Source organism: Paraclostridium dentum (assembly GCF_012922555.1).
Lineage (GTDB): Bacteria > Bacillota > Clostridia > Peptostreptococcales > Peptostreptococcaceae > Paraclostridium > Paraclostridium dentum.
On sequence record NZ_WIPK01000002.1, the window covers coordinates 321,487 to 339,133 of the forward strand.

16 protein-coding genes are annotated in these 17,647 nt (G+C 27.2%); 15 read left to right on the forward strand and 1 reads right to left on the reverse strand.

The genetic code is table 11. From position 1 onward, the window contains the following. The first annotated feature begins 204 nt into the window (after positions 1-204). Complete coding sequence (locus GFJ41_RS07530; RefSeq protein ID WP_170075016.1) at positions 205-1,143, forward strand: dipeptidase; 939 nt, start codon at positions 205-207, stop codon at positions 1,141-1,143. Between the two features lie 46 nt (positions 1,144-1,189). Here GFJ41_RS07530 and GFJ41_RS07535 read toward each other — a convergent pair whose 3' ends face one another. After that, positions 1,190-1,534, reverse strand: coding sequence for a hypothetical protein (locus GFJ41_RS07535; protein ID WP_035114185.1), 345 nt, complete (start codon positions 1,532-1,534; stop codon positions 1,190-1,192). Positions 1,535-1,769: 235 nt separating this feature from the next. On the opposite strand from GFJ41_RS07535, the gene GFJ41_RS07540 reads away from it, so the two are divergent. The 14 genes from GFJ41_RS07540 to GFJ41_RS07605 form a co-directional block, all read left to right on the forward strand. After that, on the forward strand, positions 1,770-3,428 hold the full coding sequence (locus tag GFJ41_RS07540; RefSeq protein ID WP_035114181.1) for a sensor histidine kinase: 1,659 nt from the start codon (positions 1,770-1,772) through the stop codon (positions 3,426-3,428). Positions 3,429-3,440: 12 nt separating this feature from the next. Continuing rightward, positions 3,441-4,181: a LytR/AlgR family response regulator transcription factor gene (locus GFJ41_RS07545; RefSeq protein WP_035114178.1), complete on the forward strand. Its 741-nt coding sequence runs from the start codon at positions 3,441-3,443 to the stop codon at positions 4,179-4,181. Positions 4,182-4,334: 153 nt separating this feature from the next. Further along, complete coding sequence (locus tag GFJ41_RS07550; protein ID WP_170075017.1) at positions 4,335-5,675, forward strand: PTS sugar transporter subunit IIC; 1,341 nt, start codon at positions 4,335-4,337, stop codon at positions 5,673-5,675. Position 5,676: 1 nt separating this feature from the next. Continuing rightward, positions 5,677-6,429, forward strand: a complete 753-nt coding sequence (locus tag GFJ41_RS07555) for a MurR/RpiR family transcriptional regulator (RefSeq protein ID WP_035114175.1) — start codon at positions 5,677-5,679, stop codon at positions 6,427-6,429. 2 nt (positions 6,430-6,431) lie between these two features. Further along, the gene (locus GFJ41_RS07560) at positions 6,432-7,622 is read left to right on the forward strand and encodes a MalY/PatB family protein (RefSeq protein WP_170075018.1); all 1,191 of its coding nucleotides are present in this window, start codon (positions 6,432-6,434) and stop codon (positions 7,620-7,622) included. 172 nt (positions 7,623-7,794) lie between these two features. Beyond that, entirely contained in the window at positions 7,795-8,751 is a 957-nt protein-coding gene (locus tag GFJ41_RS07565) for an ABC transporter permease (RefSeq protein WP_148551117.1), read from the forward strand. Then, positions 8,738-9,733, forward strand: a complete 996-nt coding sequence (locus GFJ41_RS07570) for an iron chelate uptake ABC transporter family permease subunit (RefSeq protein ID WP_052169049.1) — start codon at positions 8,738-8,740, stop codon at positions 9,731-9,733. Before GFJ41_RS07565 ends, GFJ41_RS07570 begins: the two co-directional genes overlap by 14 nt. Continuing rightward, on the forward strand, positions 9,730-10,485 hold the full coding sequence (locus tag GFJ41_RS07575; RefSeq protein WP_021428691.1) for an iron ABC transporter ATP-binding protein: 756 nt from the start codon (positions 9,730-9,732) through the stop codon (positions 10,483-10,485). Before GFJ41_RS07570 ends, GFJ41_RS07575 begins: the two co-directional genes overlap by 4 nt. A gap of 57 nt (positions 10,486-10,542) precedes the next feature. After that, positions 10,543-11,505, forward strand: a complete 963-nt coding sequence (locus GFJ41_RS07580; RefSeq protein WP_170075019.1) for a siderophore ABC transporter substrate-binding protein — start codon at positions 10,543-10,545, stop codon at positions 11,503-11,505. A 123-nt stretch (positions 11,506-11,628) separates the two neighbouring features. Beyond that, positions 11,629-13,329: an ABC transporter ATP-binding protein gene (locus GFJ41_RS07585; protein ID WP_021428775.1), complete on the forward strand. Its 1,701-nt coding sequence runs from the start codon at positions 11,629-11,631 to the stop codon at positions 13,327-13,329. Positions 13,330-13,470: 141 nt separating this feature from the next. Further along, positions 13,471-14,055 (forward strand): GNAT family N-acetyltransferase, encoded by a 585-nt coding sequence (locus GFJ41_RS07590; RefSeq protein WP_035114164.1) that lies wholly within the window; start codon positions 13,471-13,473, stop codon positions 14,053-14,055. 304 nt (positions 14,056-14,359) lie between these two features. Then, a complete protein-coding gene (locus GFJ41_RS07595) occupies positions 14,360-15,358 on the forward strand; it encodes a peptidylprolyl isomerase (protein WP_052169048.1) in 999 nt (332 codons plus the stop codon). An 87-nt stretch (positions 15,359-15,445) separates the two neighbouring features. Next, positions 15,446-15,793: a cupin domain-containing protein gene (locus tag GFJ41_RS07600; RefSeq protein ID WP_021428853.1), complete on the forward strand. Its 348-nt coding sequence runs from the start codon at positions 15,446-15,448 to the stop codon at positions 15,791-15,793. Positions 15,794-16,145: 352 nt separating this feature from the next. After that, positions 16,146-17,647: SH3 domain-containing protein (locus GFJ41_RS07605; RefSeq protein WP_170075020.1), on the forward strand; the 1,502-nt coding region annotated here is incomplete at its 3' end.

Genomic DNA, 17,647 nt, shown 5'->3' on the forward strand with positions numbered 1-17,647 from the left:
CTATTTTTATATTATAATTTGTTAAAAAATTATTTATCTTATACTTTAAATATAGCTAAAGCTCCTATATATATCAACTATAATATTAAAAGAAAATAAGATTAAAAACATCAATCATTGACATTTATATTTATTATAGATATTTAAAGGAACTAAACCTATAATATTAGTATATGAATAAAATAAAATTTGGGGGTATTTTAAGTGAAATTTATAGATTTACATTGCGATACGATAGATTTATTAATGTTAGGAAAAGGTGGAAGTAATTTAAGTCAAAATGAACACTGCATAGATATAAAAAAACTAAAAGAAGGTAACTGTTTAGCCCAGACATTTGCATTATATGTTGATATTGCTGAACATAAAAATGCATATAAGCACTGCATGAATATGGCAAATAAATTCCATGAAGAGATAAAATTAAATAATGAATTTATAGGCTTAGCTACTAACTATACAGAAATACTAAAAAATGAAAAAGAAGGTAAAATGAGTGCACTTTTAGCAATAGAGGAAGGTGCTGTTTTAGAGGGCAATATAGAAAATTTGAAAAAATTCTATGATCTTGGAGTTAGAATGATTACATTAACATGGAACCATGAAAATGAAATTGGGTATCCACATATAAAGCCAGAAAATGCAACTAAGGGACTAAAACCATTTGGAATTGACGTTGTTGAAAATATGAATGATTTAGGTATGATTGTAGATGTATCACATTTATCTGATGCAGGCTTTTATGATGTAGCAAAGGTATCTACAAAACCATTTATTGCAACTCATTCAAATTCAAGAGAAATGACTAAACATAGTAGAAACTTAACTGATGAAATGATTAAGATATTAGCAAATGCAGGAGGTGTAACTGGAATAAACTTCTGTAGTGCATTTATAGGTGAAACTCCTATGACTATGATAAGTGATATGGTAAGACATATAAAACATATGAGAAATATAGGAGGAATAGATGTAATAGCACTTGGTTCAGATTTTGATGGAATAGAGTCTCCTGTTGAAATTAAAAATTCAAGTGAAATGAATAAGCTTGCAATACAGTTAGAAAAAGAAGGTTTTAAAGTTGATGAGATAGAAAAGATTTTTTATAAAAATGCACTTAGAGTAATTAAAGATGTAATGTAAGAAACAGGCTCATTCTATTTAATAGAATGAGCCTGTTTTTGAGTGTCTATTTTATTAACTCTAAATATCCACTTGGGTGGAAATAGTAAATATGACTAGTCTCTTGGTCAACGAAATATCCCATATCAGTTTCAACGTCTGGTAAGAATACGTATCCTTTTAAACCTTTGTCTTGTAAAGCTTTAAAATTATCTGAAGTTCCTTGGAATATGTAGTTTACTTTGTCATTATTATTTATTAAAAGCTGTTGTGCATCAGCTTGAGTTAATGTATGTTGTTTTTGAACAGTTGCTTGATTATTATTTTCTTGAGCAAAAGTTATTTCATGAGTAGGATTTACTAAAAATAGTCCTCCAACTAATATTGATAAAACTAAGATTGATTTTTTCATATGTAAAACCCCTTTTCTTTATATAATATTTATTTAAGTATAATTGCTTATGTCTTTCTATATTTAAATATTACCATAGAAAAAATATAGATAACAGTTACACCGTTGTTACTTACGGTTACGAAATTGTAATTAAAAATGTGTTTAAAATATAAGTTAATAAATGTGAATATATACTCTTTTTAATTCCTATTATATAATTAGTATGTATGAAATTTTATTGAGAGAGGTTTTTATGGCAGGAGAAGGAATCGTACTTAATTTACTAGAAAAAACTAGTTTTCTAATAGTGATTTTAATTTTAATGAGTAAAATTAAAATCTTAAAGAATATATTAAAAAGTGAGCAAAATAATAAAAGAAATTTAATTATAATTTCAGGTGTATTTAGCTTTCTTGCTATTGTAGGAACGTATCTTGGAATAGATGTGGATGGCTCTATGGCAAATGTGCGAAATATTGCGATAGTTTCAGGAGGAATGTTGTTTGGACCTATAGTAGGGGTTACAGCAGGCATTATTGCAGGAGTTCATAGATTTTTAATTGATATAAATGGGATAACAGCAATACCTTGCTTTTTAACGAGTGTGTTGGCGGGTGTTTTATCAGGATATTTATGCAATAGAGTAAATAGTGATAAAAAATGGGTGGTTGGAATAATATGCGGAATGTTTGTTGAAAGCATGAGTATGGAAATTATTTTAATATTATCAAGACCTTATGATATAGCAGTGTCTATTGTAAGGCACATATATATACCTATGATGATAGGGCAAGTTGGAATAGGTTTTTTAATATCTATTTTGCAGAGTTTAAGAAGAGAAAAAGAAGAAATTGCAGCGCAACAAGCAAAGTTATCACTTGATATAGCAAACAAAACACTTCCATATTTTAGGAATATGAATAAAAACTCATTAAATAAAGTTTGTGAAATAATAAAAAATGATATAGATGCTGATGCTGTATCGATTACAGATAGGAAGGTCGTATTGTCTTATGTTGGAATAGGAGAAGATTATTTTAAAAATAACAATAAGACTTTAAGCAATATAACTAAAGAATGTATTATTAAAGGTGAAATTATATATATAAAAGAAGAACAAGAAGAATATTTAGTTGATAAAAAAACTCCTTTAAAAACAGCTATGATAATTCCCTTGAAAGAAAATGATGAAACTGTAGGAACATTAAAAATATACTACTCAAAGCAACGTGAAATAACAGAATCTAGACAAGCATTAGCTATTGGATTATCTCAAATGATATCTACATTGATGGAAATATCTAAGGTTGAGCAAATGAAAGAGGCAGCAAATAAAGCTGAAATAAAGGCATTACAAACTCAAATAAATCCACATTTTTTATTTAATGCATTAAACACAATAACTTCATTTATACGAATAAATCCAGATATAGCTAGAAATTTAATTATAAATTTAGCTACTTTTCTAAGATATAATTTAGAGTTTAGTGACACGACTATAGATATAAAAAAAGAATTAGAGCAAGTGAAAGCATATGTTGAAATCGAAAAAGCAAGATTTGGAGATAAGTTAAATGTAATTTATGATATAGATGAAGATGTTAATATAAAAATACCGAGTTTAATAATTCAACCATTAGTTGAAAATGCAATTATACATGGAATAAGAGCTAATGGAGGTCATGGAACTGTTAAAATTAGTGTTAAAAATAAAACTAATAAAATATATATAAGTGTAGAAAATGATGGAGTAACTATAGATGAAGATATAATAAAAAAAGTTAAACATGGAAATATGCCAGAAAATAAAATTGGACTTTATAATGTACATTTAAGAATGAAACTTATGTATGGTAAAGGCTTAAGTATAAAAAGACTAAATCCAGGTACAAAAATAGAATTTTCAATATAGGAGGATTTACTAATGAAGTGTATTATCGTAGAAGATGAATTTCCAGCAAGAGAAGAACTAAAATATTTTATTAAAAATCATAGTAATATTGAAATTGTAAGTGAATTTGATAATGGAATAGATGTTTTAAAGTTTATACAAGAAAATAGCATAGATGTTATATTTTTAGATATAAACATACCTATGTTAGATGGTATATTGCTAGCTAAAACTATAAATAAATTTAAGTACAAGCCTAAAATTGTATTTATAACAGCTTATAAAGAGCATGCAGTGGAGGCATTTGAATTAGAAGCTTTTGATTATGTATTAAAGCCTTATTCGGATCAGAGAATAATAAATACATTAAATAAACTAAAAGACTGTGAAGAAAATGAAAAGGTTTTAAAAAGAGAACAAAATTTAGAAGAAAAAAGTGATATGCAAGATACAATAACGATGTGGAAAAATGATAAAATTATAGTTTTAAAATTTGAGGATATATATTACTGCGAAGCAAACGAAAGAGAAACAATAGTTTATACAAAAGAAAATGAATATATAGTTAAAAGCTCTATTTCTGAGTTTTTCAAAAGTTTACCGAGTAATCAATTTTTTAAAACACATAGATCTTATATTGTTAATATAAATAAAATAAAAGAAATTATACCGTGGTTTAATAGTACATATATACTGAAGCTAAATGATATAAAAAAAGAAATTCCAGTTAGTAGAAGCAATATAAAAGAATTTAGAAATACTATGCATATATAATAGGTACTAAAGAAATTTAGTATCTTTTTTATGTATAAAATTATATCTGAAATTCATGGAAAATATTCCAAAAAAAGAAATGTACAATTAGAAAAAATTCCAGTAAAATAAGCTTAAAGAAAACGTTAACAAAATTCGACAGGAGGATATAACATGGAAAAAGTAACACAATTTATAGAAGAAAAAATGGTGCCAAAGGTAGCTAAATTTTCAAATTTACGTTATATAAAAGCATTACGTTCAGGATTCTTTGCTATAATGCCTCTTACAATAATAGGATCTATATTTTTATTAATAGCAGATTTTCCTGTAAGTGGATATGCAGAATTTATGACTAATATATTTGGAGCAAACTGGGGAGCTTATTTAGAGCCAGGTTATAGAGCTACATTTGATTTGATGGGAGTAATGTTAGCTGGAACGTTATCATATAAACTGGCTGAAGATTATAAGTTAGATAGTTTATCTGTAATGATAATATCTTTAGTAGCTTATATGATAGTAACTCCTAAATCCATGACAACAGATGGTGGAGAATTTGTGAATAAAGTTATTCCTATGGTTTGGTTAGGTGCTAGAGGAGTTATAACTGCAATTATAATGAGTATATTATCTACAGAAATTTATAGATTTGCAATTGATAAGAAAATAGTGATTAAGCTTCCAAGTAATGTCCCAGAAATGGTAAGTAAGTCATTTACAGCTTTAGTGCCAGGGACTATAGTAGTTTTAATTTCACTAATATTAAATGGAATATTCTTATTTATGGGAACTACAATGCATGACTTTATATACACTGTATTACAAGTTCCATTACAAGGGTTAACTTCATCAGTAGAGGCTATAACTGTAGTCGCAGGATTAAATGGATTATTATGGTGGTTTGGAATACATCCTACGGTAGTTAACTCAATAGTTAACCCTTTATTAAATGCTAATGCTATAGAGAATTTAGAACTATTTAAAGCTGGACATCTTACATTTGAAAATGCAAATGTAGGAACAATACAAATGATAGATCAATTTGCTACAATAGGCGGAGCAGGTATGACTATAGGATTAGTAGTTGCTATGCTTATAGTTGCAAGATCTCAAAGATTAAAGATGATGTCAAAATTAGGGGCGGTTCCATCTTTATTTAATATAAATGAGCCACTTATATTTGGTACTCCGATTATATTAAATCCATTAATGTTAGTACCAGTTACTTTAGCACCTATAGTATCAGTATTGATAGCTTACTTAGCTATGAAATTACAATTCATGCTACCGTTTAATGGAGTTATAGCACCTTGGACGACACCACCTATAATAAGTGGGTTATTAGTTAGTGGATGGCAAGGAGCATTGATTCAATTGATAGCTATAGTTGCATCTACTTTAATATACTTACCATTTGTAAAAGCACTAGATAATCAATATAGAAAAGAAGAACTAGAAGTTGAAGAAAATAATTCAGAATCAGATTCTGAAGATGATGAATGGGCGTTATAATATGAATTTAAATAAAAAGATTTCACTAAATGCTAGAAATTTAAGCAAATTAGAAAAAGACTTATTACATGATTTATTAGAAAACAAAAGTAAATTTACTTATAAAAAATTTACTATAGCGAACATTGCAAATGAATTTTCAGTAAGCAATACAAGTGTCCATAGACTATCAGAAAAATTAGGATATGATAGTTTTATCCAATTTAAAGATGATTATTTTAAAAGAAATGAAAAACGTTCAAATGAAAATACTGTTTTAAATAATGATTTTGTAAACCTTATGATAGATACATATAGTTTAGTATCAGAATCTATAAGTGATGAGATAATTGACAAAATGAATAGCTGCAAAAAAATTAATATTTACGGTATGGGAATGAGTAATTATCTAGGAAAAATCTTTCAAATAAAGTTACAGCTTTTAGGCATTCCAGCTGAACAGCATGATGACTCAAGATTTATGAGACTATCAAGCCGCATATTAAAAAAGGAAGAAGATTTAGTTATAATACTTTCAAGAAGTGGCGAAACACCTGAGTTACTTGAAGTTTTGGTCGAAGCTAATTTGAAAGAAATAGATGTTGTACTGATAACGGAAACAAGAGGTTCTACTTTTGAAAGAATGTGTAAATATAAAATTTACACAGGGTGCACTCAAGATTCTGACACAGACATTGATACAAGACTTAACTTTCATATAGCTATGGATATGCTTATAAAAAGGTTTATAGAAAAATACAAGAAGAAGGTATAGCCATGTATGATTTTGAAGATATATTATGTAGAAAAGAAAATGGATCTAAAAAGTGGAATGAGGATTATATAAATAGAAGGTTTCCAGGATTTAAAACTCCATTTTATCCACTATTTATAGCTGATATGGACTATAAATTGCCAATTGAAATAACTAATAATTTTATGGAATTTATACAAAAAGGTGATTTTGGATATTTTGATATTTTAGAAAAATTTAATGAATCTATAGTTAATTGGTATAAAAAAATAAATGATATAGAGATTGATAAAAATATAATATTACCTGGAATAGGAACTTTGGCATCTATGAATTTAGTAGCTAAAACTTTACTAAATAAAAATGATAGTGTTTTGATTTTTACTCCAGTGTATGGACCGTTTAGAGATATAGTGGAAAACAATGAACTAAATCTTATTAAACAACCATTAAAAAATATAAAAAACAGATACTATATTGACTTTGATGAACTTGAATCCAATATAATTAAGAATGATATAAAGTGTGTATTGATGTGTAATCCACATAATCCATCTGGAAGGGTATGGGATTATGATGAACTAAATAAGTTAGTATATATATGCAAAAAATATAATGTTTTTTTATTATCAGATGAAGTTCATAGCGACTTGATATTAAATGATAAAAAATTTATTTCTTTAATAAATTTTGAAAAAGATTATGAAAATATAATAATAAGTTCATCTCCAAACAAGACTTTTAATTTAGCTGGAGTATGTGGTTCATATTTACTAATAAAAAATAAAATACTTCATGATAAAATAAAAAATACATTTCTTAAAAATAAATTAGAAATAAACAGAGTGGGATATGAATTTTTAGTAGCTTGTTATGAAAATGGACATAATTGGGTAGATTCATTAAGAGAAAATATAAAAGAAAATTTAAAAATTGTAGAGCTTTTATTAGACAACGAAGGAATAGAAGTAATGACTCCAGAGTCTGGATATTTAGTTTGGGTTAGATTGAATAAAGTTAATGATAGTTTAGAGTTTGTTGAAAAGCTTGCTAGAGAAAATGGAGTATTACTAGAAAGTGGAACAAGGTTTGTTGATAGCGAAAATGGATATATACGTATAAATATAGCCACTAGTAAAGCTATAATTGAAAAATCAATGAGAGAACTTAATAAATTTTATGATGAGTTTATAAAAAAAGAAGCTGTAACTTAGTTATGGCTTCTTTTTTTATGTGAAATTACTAAATGAATTTTAAAAAAATTTAAAATTATACATAAATTTAAAAAATAATATTGACAGTGATAACTATTATCAGTAAAATATAAAACAAGTAATGAAAACTATTATCAATAATTAACTAGTTTCAGAAAGAGAGAGTAAACTAATGAAAAAAAGATACTTATTAATTGTATTAATATTATTGTCAATAACATCTTTGTTTATAGGAGTTAACGATATAACTTTAATGGATATTGTAAGTTACAATAAAGAAAAAGTAGATATATTTTTTATAAGCAGAGTTCCTAGACTTGTGAGTATACTGTTGGCAGGATTAGGGATGAGTATATGCGGATTAATAATGCAACAGATAAGTCGAAATAAATTTGTTTCACCTACAACGGGTGCAACAATTGATTCAGCTCAATTGGGATTGGTATTTGCAATGTTGATTATACCAAGCACAGGATTAGCTGGAAAAATGATAGCATCATTTGCTTTTGCACTTGCAGGAACTTTTATTTTTATGAAGATTTTAAAAAGTTTAAAGTTTAAAAATGCTGTATTTGTTCCATTGATAGGTATAATGTTTGGAAACATTATAGGTTCTGCAACTACTTTTATAGCGTATAAATACAATCTTATGCAAGATATAACTGCTTGGATGCAAGGTAACTTTTCTATGATAATAAAAGGGAATTATGAAATGCTATACATAACAATACCATGCATAATAATTGCTTACATATATGCAAATAAATTTACAATAGCAGGAATGGGTGAAGACTTTGCTACTAATTTAGGTCTTAATTATAATAAAGTTGTTAACTTAGGTCTTATGATAGTTGCAATTGTAACAGTTTGTGTAGTTATAACAGCGGGAAGTATACCTTTTATAGGATTGATAGTACCAAATATAGTATCTATGTACAAAGGTGATAACTTAAAGGATAGCATATGGCATACTGGATTATTTGGAGCAATATTTGTTTTAGTATGTGATATATTTTCAAGGACTGTCATATATCCATATGAAATCCCGATAGGGCTTACGGTTGGAGCTATTGGAAGTATAATATTCCTTTTTATGATTTTAAGGAGGGGAAATCATGCAACAGCTTAGTACTTTAGAAAAAGAGATAAATATCAAAGTAAACTTAAAAAGTAAACTATACATATTAGGGGCTCTAATCGTAATTTTTTCAGCATTATTTTTAACTGTAGGGGTTAATTTTGATCACATAGATTATGCTATGAGTCAAAGGATACCTAAACTTATAGCAATTGTTATAACTGGGGGATGTATAGCTTTTTCATCAATCATATTTCAAACTATAACAAATAATAATATACTAACGCCAAGTGTACTAGGATTAGATTCATTATATGTTTTAATTCAAACGGTAATAGTATTTTTATTAGGAGTGGAAAGCTCATTTATAACTAACAAAAGTTCTAACTTTTTACTATCATCATCATTAATGATTTTAGCATCTTTTGTTCTTTACAAAAAACTGTTTGAAAGATCTAATAATAATGTGTTTTTCTTACTACTTGTTGGTATGATATTTGGAACCTTATTTAAAAGCATGTCTACATTTATGCAAGTAGTGATAGATCCAAATGAATATGCTGCACTTCAAAATAGTTTATATGCTAGTTTTAGTAATGTAAATACAGAAATCTTGATGATGTCAGTAATAATGATTATAGCTATTATACCATTTATATATGATGAACTTAAAATGTTAGATGTAATATCTTTGGGAAAAGATCATGCAATAAATTTAGGTGTAAATTATGATAAAGCTGTAAAAAAATTAATAATAGTTGTGGCTATGTTAGTTTCAATATCAACTGCTTTAGTTGGACCTATAACATTTTTAGGACTTTTGGTTGTAAATGTAGCAAAGCAGTTATTTAAAACATACAAGCACACATACTTAATAAGTGCATCAATTTTAATAAGTATATTAACTTTAGTATTAGGTCAGTTTTTAGTAGAAAGAGTATTCACATTTACAACTACTATAAGTGTAATTATAAACTTTATAGGTGGATTATACTTTATATACTTATTATTAAAGGAGAGTAAAAATCAATGATACAGGTAGAGAACTTAATAAAAAAATATTCAAATAAAAATGTTGTTGATAAAGTATCTATAAATATAGAAAAAGGCAAGATAACTTCATTTATAGGGCCAAATGGAGCTGGAAAGAGTACCGTTTTATCGATGATAACTAGGCTAATGAAAAAGGATAACGGAGAAGTTCTAATAGATGGCAAGAGATTAGAAGAGTGGGATAACAAAGAGTTGTCTAAAAAAATAGCTATATTAAAACAATCAAATAATATAAATTTAAAACTTACAATTAGAGAGCTAGTTAGCTTTGGAAGATATCCTCATAGCGAAGGAAGATTAACAAAAGAAGATGAAAAATATATAGATGAAGCTATAGATTTTATGAAATTAAAAGATATTCAAAACAAATATTTAGATGAATTAAGTGGAGGTCAAAGACAAAGGGCCTACATAGCGATGGTAATAGCACAAAACACTGAATATGTATTTCTAGATGAACCACTTAATAACTTAGATATGAAACATTCTGTTGAAATGATGAAAGTTCTTAGGAACTTATGTGATGAACTAGGAAAAACTGTTGTATTAGTTATGCATGACATAAATTACACATCTTGTTATTCTGACTATATAGTAGCATTGAAAGATGGTAAAATTGCTAATCACGGGAAAACACAAGATATAATCAATAAAGAAGTTTTAGAAGGTATATATGATATGGAATTTGATATTAGAGAAATAAACGGAGATAAGATTTGTGTTTATTTCTAAAAAAATTTAAATATTAACTGATAAAGATAATCATTATAAAAAAAGGAGAAAAGAAAAATGAACAAAAAAGTGGCGTTAATATCAGGAATTGTTATAGTTGGTTTAATAGGAGGAACATTATTGTTTGGATCTAAGAAAAATGATAAAACTAGCGAACAAAACAATCATGTTATAAAAATTGAACATGCACTTGGAACAACAGAGGTAAAAGAAAACCCTAAAAAGGTAGTAGTATTTGACTATGCAGCATTAGATGCTATAAAAACTTTAGGAGTAGAAGGTGTAGTAGGAACGGCTCAAAGTTCATCTATGCCACCTTACTTAAGTCAATATGAATCTAGTGAATATGCAAATGTAGGAGGTCTTAAAGAACCAGATTTAGAAAAAATAAATGAACTTAAGCCAGACTTAATAATAATAAATGGAAGACAACATAGTTTCTATGATAAGCTAAGTGAAATAGCTCCAACGATATCTTTAGCTAAAGAAGATGGAAAATATATGGAATCTTTTACACATAACATGAAAGTATTAGGAGACATATTTAATAAAGAGGACCAAGTAGATTCAGAATTAAAGAAAATAAATGAAAAAATGGAAGATATAAATAAAGAAGTTACTAAAAACGGATACAAAGCAACAACATTAATGGTAAGTGATGGAAATTTAAGCGCTTTTGGATCTGATTCAAGATTTGGGATGATATATAATAATCTTGGATTTAAAAATACGGATAGTAATTTAAAATCTGCAGACCACGGTCAAGATATATCATTTGAGTACGTATCAAGTCAAGATGCTGATTACATGTTTGTTATAGATAAGTCAGTTATAGCAAGTGATAAAAATCAAAAGCCAGCTAAAGAGATATTAAATAATGATTTAGTAAATAAAACTAATGCTGCTAAAAATGGCAACATAGTATACTTAGATACTCATTCTTGGTACTTAAGTGATGGTGGATTTATATCTACAAATACTATGTTAGATGAAGTAGATAAAGCGATAGATAATAAATAATATAAAAAAGTTGTATGTAAACTATGCAGTTTTCATACAACTTTTAAATTTCTATTAATATTACTTTTTTTAATTACATATACTCAAATTGGGTATATAATAGTATAGACAAGGAGGGATGGTATGTTAAAAGAATTTATAAAATATTACAAGCCATATAAAAAATTATTCATACTTGATTTAATAGCTGCATTTGCCGTAGCTTTATGTGACCTAGTTTATCCGATGATAACTAGAAATATAATGAATGAAGTTGTACCAAATAAGGATTCAAGGATGTTAATTGTATTTGCAGTTACATTACTATTAATATTTATAGTAAAAGCAGGATTAAATTATTTTATGCAGTACTGGGGACACGTTGTAGGTGTTAGAATGCAAGCTGATATGAGAAGTTATGTATTTACTCATTTACAAAAGCTTCCTAATTCATATTTCAATGATAATAAATCTGGGGTTATAATGTCTAGAATCATAAATGACCTTATGGAAGTTTCAGAATTAGCACATCATGGACCAGAAGATTTATTTGTGTCATTAGTTATGTTAATAGGTTCATTCTTAATATTATTAGGAATAAATGTACCTCTTACATTAATTATTTTTGCGATATTGCCATTTATAATTTTGTATGCTGTAACTCAAAGAAAAAGAATGTCAAAAGCATTTATGGACACAAGAGTTAAAACAGGAGATGTAAATGCTACATTAGAAAATAGCATAGCAGGTATGAGAGTTACTAAATCATTCTGTACAGAAAAAGAGGAGTTAGAAAAGTTTAATGAGTCTAATGATATATTTAGACATGCTAGAGAAGGCGCATACAAAGTTATGGCAGAGTACTTCTCAGGAATGTTCTTATTTATAGATATATTAAACCTAGTTGTTTTAATAGTGGCTGGATACTTTACTTATATGAATTATATAAACTTAGGAGATTTTGCAGCGTATCTTCTTTATGTGAATTTATTTATACAACCAATTAGAAAATTAATAAACTTTACAGAGCAATACCAAAATGGTATGACAGGATTTGAAAGATTTTCAGAAATTATAAATGAAGAAACTGAAAAAGAAGCTAAAAACCCTATAGAACTTAAAGATGTTAAAGGAAATATAGAAATAGAAAATGTTTCATTTACTTATGAAGATGACAATGAAGTATTTAAAAACTTAAGTTTATCAGTAGAAGCTGGTAAGACTGTAGCATTAGTTGGTCCATCTGGTGGAGGGAAAACTACTTTATGTAATCTTATACCTAGATTCTTTGATTTTGAAGAAGGAGATATAAAAATTGATGGAATTAGTGTAAAAGATGTTAGCTTAAATTCATTAAGAACAAATATAGGTGTAGTAGCTCAAGATGTATTTTTATTTACAGGTACAATAAAAGAAAATATAATAATCGGAAAGTCAGGTGCAACTGACAAAGAAGTTATAGATGCATGTAAAAAAGCTAGAATACATGACTTTATAATGACACTTCCAAACGGATATGATACTTACGTAGGGGAGAGAGGAATTAAGCTTTCAGGAGGTCAAAAGCAAAGAATATCTATAGCTAGAATATTCCTTAAAAATCCACCTATAATGATATTAGATGAAGCTACATCAGCTCTTGATAATGTAACAGAACAAGAAATACAAAAATCTTTAGAAGAATTAGGAAAAGATAGAACGAATTTAGTTGTAGCTCATAGGTTATCAACTATACAAAGTGCAGATGAAATAATAGTCTTAACTCAAAATGGAATAGAAGAAAGAGGAACTCATAAAGAATTAATTGAAAAAGGCGGAGTATACTCAAAACTTCATAGAAAATAAAAAATACTTAAGCATAAGGTAAATATAGTTTATCTTATGCTTTTTTGCGTTTAAAGAGCGTGAAATTTTATGAATAGATTAACATCTAAAAACATATATGCATATAAAAGAGTATTAATTATTTTAAGGAGGGAACTATTAATGAAAGATTCTATATATCCTCAAATGAAAATAATAGAAACTGATAAATATATATTAAGACCTATATGTGTAGAAGATGCAATAAGTATGTTTGAGTATTACAGCCAGGATAAAGTAGTTAAATATTTACCTATAAAAACTCATAAATCAATAGTTGAGACAAAAAGATTTATAAGAAATTATTTTATAAATAGTTATAAAAAAGGAAATGTAAATCACTGGGCTATAATAGATAAAAAAAATAATAAATTAATTGGTAATATAGGTCTTAACAATGTGTCTAATAAAGATAAAGAGGCTGAGATTGGTATATGTATAAACCCTATTTACTGGGGAAATGATATATCTACAGATTTGACTAAGTATTCATTAATGTATGGATTTAAGGTTTTAAATTTAGAAAAGATAACAGCAACTACATATGAAGAAAATCCTAGAACTAGAAAATCTTTAGAAAGTTTAGGTTTCAAATATGTAAAAACTTATGATAAAAAAATGAAAATTTCAAATTCCATAAAAATGATAAAATGTGACAAGTATGAATTATATAGGAAAAATTATATATTATCTAGATATTTAGATTAAGTAAAATTAAAAATAGACATAAAAAAAGTATGAATTAAATTCATACTTTTTTTAAGGGCATTTTAATAATTAAAATATAAACGGGGATTTATATTAATCATTTAATTACAATAAATATTCTGAATATTATTATAGTTTAAAAAATAAAAAATGTAAATATAATTTTAAAAAAAATTATATTTAATATTAAGAAAATTTGTCTATAATACAATATGAATTGGAAAATCATGGTCATTCATATGGAATTCACATTTATACTATAAAATATAGTTGAAGATAAATTTTAGGAGGTACATAAAAAAATATGGATAAAGAAAAAAAACATATAAGTAAAAAAGTATGGATAATTACAGGCGTTTTAGCAGTTGGCATAGGGATAGCAGGATTTTATCTTGGAAAAGAAAAAGGAAGAGATTTACCAGCAACTAGTAGGCATTACAGTGAAAATAAAGTAATAGCAACTATTGGAGATACAAAAATAAAGGAAAAAGAATTGAAAAATGTAATGGAACCTTTATTTTATATGAATGGCAAGACTAAAATGACTGATGAAGAGATAGATTATTATGAACAAAATATGATAGACCACATAGTGACGACAGAAACGCTGTATAAAGATGCAGTTAAAAATAAATTTAAGTTAGACAAAAAGACAATTGATGAACAATACAGTAATTATATGGCTACTATATCTAAAACATTTGGTTTGGATGAGGAAGCTTATCTAAAGCAGTTTGGAATAACTAAAGATGAAATGAGAAAGTCTATAGAAAAAGAAGCTGTAGCTGCTAAATATATAGAAGAAAAAAGCCAGGTAACAGATAAACAGGTTGAAGATTATTACAACAAGAATAAAAAAGATTTTAATCAAATAAGTGCATCTCATATATTAATAAAGAATACTGATGAAAATGGAAAAAAATTAGATGATGCTAAATTAAAAGAAAATAAAAAGTTAGCTGAAGATATATTAAAACAAGCTTTAGAGGGAGGAGACTTTGCTCAATTAGCTAAGAAGTACTCTGAAGATGGAAGTGCTCAAAGTGGAGGGGACTTAGGTTACTTTGGAAAAGGTGATATGGTAGCTGAATTTGAAAAAGCTGCATTTACTTTAAATAATGGTGAAATATATCCGAAGATTGTTGAAACTCAATATGGATATCACATAATAAAGAAAACTGGAGAAAAAGAAATGTCTTTTGACGATGTTAAAGAAAATCTTAAAGAACAACTAGTAGTAGAGAAACAAAATTCTTTAATTGATAAGTTAACAAAAGAATATAAAGTAGATGTTAAAAAATAAAATTTATTAAAAATGTATCTTCCTATATGACTATGATTTATAAATGTGATAAAATTATAGTAAGCATATACGGGGGGGCGATTTTAAATGATAAAAAGACCACAGGAACTAACTGAAAAAAAAGTTAAAAACCTAAGGGATGGTAGAGGAACTACTACTATGTATCATTTGATTGAAGGAAAAGAATTAAAAAATAAGGCTAAGTTAATTTCAAGATTAGTTTTAGCACCAGGTTCATCTATAGGCGTTCATGATCATACAGATGATTTTGAAGTATATTATATAATTAAAGGTGAAGGTAGAGTATTAGATGATGGATTTATGCAGCCAATTGGATCTGGAGATGTTGTTTACACAGCAGATGGAGAGTCACATTATCTAGAAAATACTGGTGATGAAGAATTAGAATTAATAGCAATAGTTATAAATGATTAAAAAAGATGGGATAACCCATCTTTTTTTATGCTTAAAAAATATATTTATTAGAAATTACTGATATTATATTAAACTTAGTTATATAAATTAAATCTATTTTGAACATGAAAAATTTTTTATTAAAGTAAAAATTTAACATATTTTAAATATTAAATGTTAGAAAACTGATTTTTTGTTGTATATATAATTTGTAAAGAAAAATTTGAAAATCACCAAAAATGGTTTTTTTTCGTATACAATAAAAAATAATAGGAAAAGTTACAGGATTTTAACTATTTATGTTTAATATACAATTAAACTGTCGTATATAAAACGTAAGTATAAAATCAACTTAAAACAGGGGGGATATTTATTGAATAAAAAAATAGCAATAGCTACGCTTGCATTCATGCCACTGACAGCTACAAATGTATTTGCATCTGGGCAGGAAGGTATTGTAACAGCTCCATCATTAAATGTAAGAAGTGAACCTTCAACAGGAAGTTCTTTTCTTTTTTCTATTAAGCAAAATGAAAAAGTAACTATATTAGAAAGCCAAGATGGATGGTATAAAATAAAAGCAGGAAATGGAAATTCTGGATGGGCTTCTAGTGAGTATATAAAAACAGATATTAATCAAAATAACCAATCAGAATCCAAAAGAACAGTTACAGCAGATGTGCTTAATATGAGAAGCGGAGCATCTACAAGCTATAGAACAATAGCGAAAATAAAAAAAGGAACACAAGTCGAATTAATATCAGAGAGTAATGGCTGGTCAAAGATTAAGTATGAGGGAAGAATCGGATATGCATCAAGTGAGTTTCTATCAAATGAGAATGATATAAAACCAAGTGAAAAACCAAGTACTAATCAAAATACAGATGCAAATTCTAATAATAATACAAATGAAACTAAAACAATAGGAAAAACAAAAGTAGTAACAGCAACATCACTAAATGTAAGAAGTGGACCATCAACAAGTAATGGTGTAATAGGATCATTAAAGCAAAATGATAAAGTAGAAGTAATATCAGAAAGTAATGGCTGGTCGAAAGTTAAGTTCAGCGGAAAAGAAGGATATGTATCAAGTACATATTTAAAAGACTCTAATGGAGGAAATACTGGCGGAGGAAGTGAAAATCCAAATCCAACACCAGGAAAAACAAAAGTAGTAACAGCAACATCACTAAATGTGAGAAGTGGACCATCAACGAGTAATAGTGTAATAGGATCATTAAAACAAAATGATAAAGTAGAAGTAATATCAGAAAGTAATGGCTGGTCGAAAGTTAAGTTCAGCGGAAAAGAAGGATATGTATCAAGTACATATTTAAAAGACTCTGATGGTGGAAATACTGGCGGAGGAAGTGAAAATCCAAATCCAACACCAGGAAAAACAAAAGTAGTAACAGCAACATCACTAAATGTGAGAAGTGGACCATCAACAAGTAATGGTGTAATAGGATCATTAAAACAAAATGATAAAGTAGAAGTAATATCAGAAAGTAATGGATGGTCAAAGATTAAATTCAATGGAAAAGAAGGATATGTATCAAGTACATATTTAAAAGACTCTGATGGTGGAAATACTGGTGGAGGAAGTGAAAATCCAAATCCAAGTAATAATAAAATAGTAACAGCAACATCGTTAAATGTAAGAAGTGGACCATCAACAAGTAATGGTGTAATAGGATCATTAAAACAAAATGATAAAGTAGAAGTAATATCAGAAAGTAATGGATGGTCAAAGATTAAATTCAATGGAAAAGAAGGATATGTATCAAGTACATATTTAAAAGACTCTGATGGTGGAAATACTGGTGGAGGAAGTGAAAATCCAAATCCAAGTAATAATAAAATAGTAACAGCAAC

Bases quoted from the DNA above. Each gene is read 5' to 3' on its own strand.
- GFJ41_RS07595 (WP_052169048.1), top strand. From the start codon at position 14,360: ATGGATAAAGAAAAAAAACATATAAGTAAAAAAGTATGGATAATTACA.
- GFJ41_RS07570 (WP_052169049.1), top strand. From the start codon at position 8,738: ATGCAACAGCTTAGTACTTTAGAAAAAGAGATAAATATCAAAGTAAAC.
- GFJ41_RS07590 (WP_035114164.1), top strand. From the start codon at position 13,471: ATGAAAGATTCTATATATCCTCAAATGAAAATAATAGAAACTGATAAA.
- GFJ41_RS07555 (WP_035114175.1), top strand. From the start codon at position 5,677: ATGAATTTAAATAAAAAGATTTCACTAAATGCTAGAAATTTAAGCAAA.
- GFJ41_RS07585 (WP_021428775.1), top strand. From the start codon at position 11,629: ATGTTAAAAGAATTTATAAAATATTACAAGCCATATAAAAAATTATTC.
- GFJ41_RS07565 (WP_148551117.1), top strand. From the start codon at position 7,795: ATGAAAAAAAGATACTTATTAATTGTATTAATATTATTGTCAATAACA.
- GFJ41_RS07550 (WP_170075017.1), top strand. From the start codon at position 4,335: ATGGAAAAAGTAACACAATTTATAGAAGAAAAAATGGTGCCAAAGGTA.
- GFJ41_RS07545 (WP_035114178.1), top strand. From the start codon at position 3,441: ATGAAGTGTATTATCGTAGAAGATGAATTTCCAGCAAGAGAAGAACTA.
- GFJ41_RS07535 (WP_035114185.1), bottom strand. From the start codon at position 1,534: ATGAAAAAATCAATCTTAGTTTTATCAATATTAGTTGGAGGACTATTT.
- GFJ41_RS07600 (WP_021428853.1), top strand. From the start codon at position 15,446: ATGATAAAAAGACCACAGGAACTAACTGAAAAAAAAGTTAAAAACCTA.
- GFJ41_RS07580 (WP_170075019.1), top strand. From the start codon at position 10,543: ATGAACAAAAAAGTGGCGTTAATATCAGGAATTGTTATAGTTGGTTTA.
- GFJ41_RS07575 (WP_021428691.1), top strand. From the start codon at position 9,730: ATGATACAGGTAGAGAACTTAATAAAAAAATATTCAAATAAAAATGTT.
- GFJ41_RS07560 (WP_170075018.1), top strand. From the start codon at position 6,432: ATGTATGATTTTGAAGATATATTATGTAGAAAAGAAAATGGATCTAAA.
- GFJ41_RS07540 (WP_035114181.1), top strand. From the start codon at position 1,770: ATGGCAGGAGAAGGAATCGTACTTAATTTACTAGAAAAAACTAGTTTT.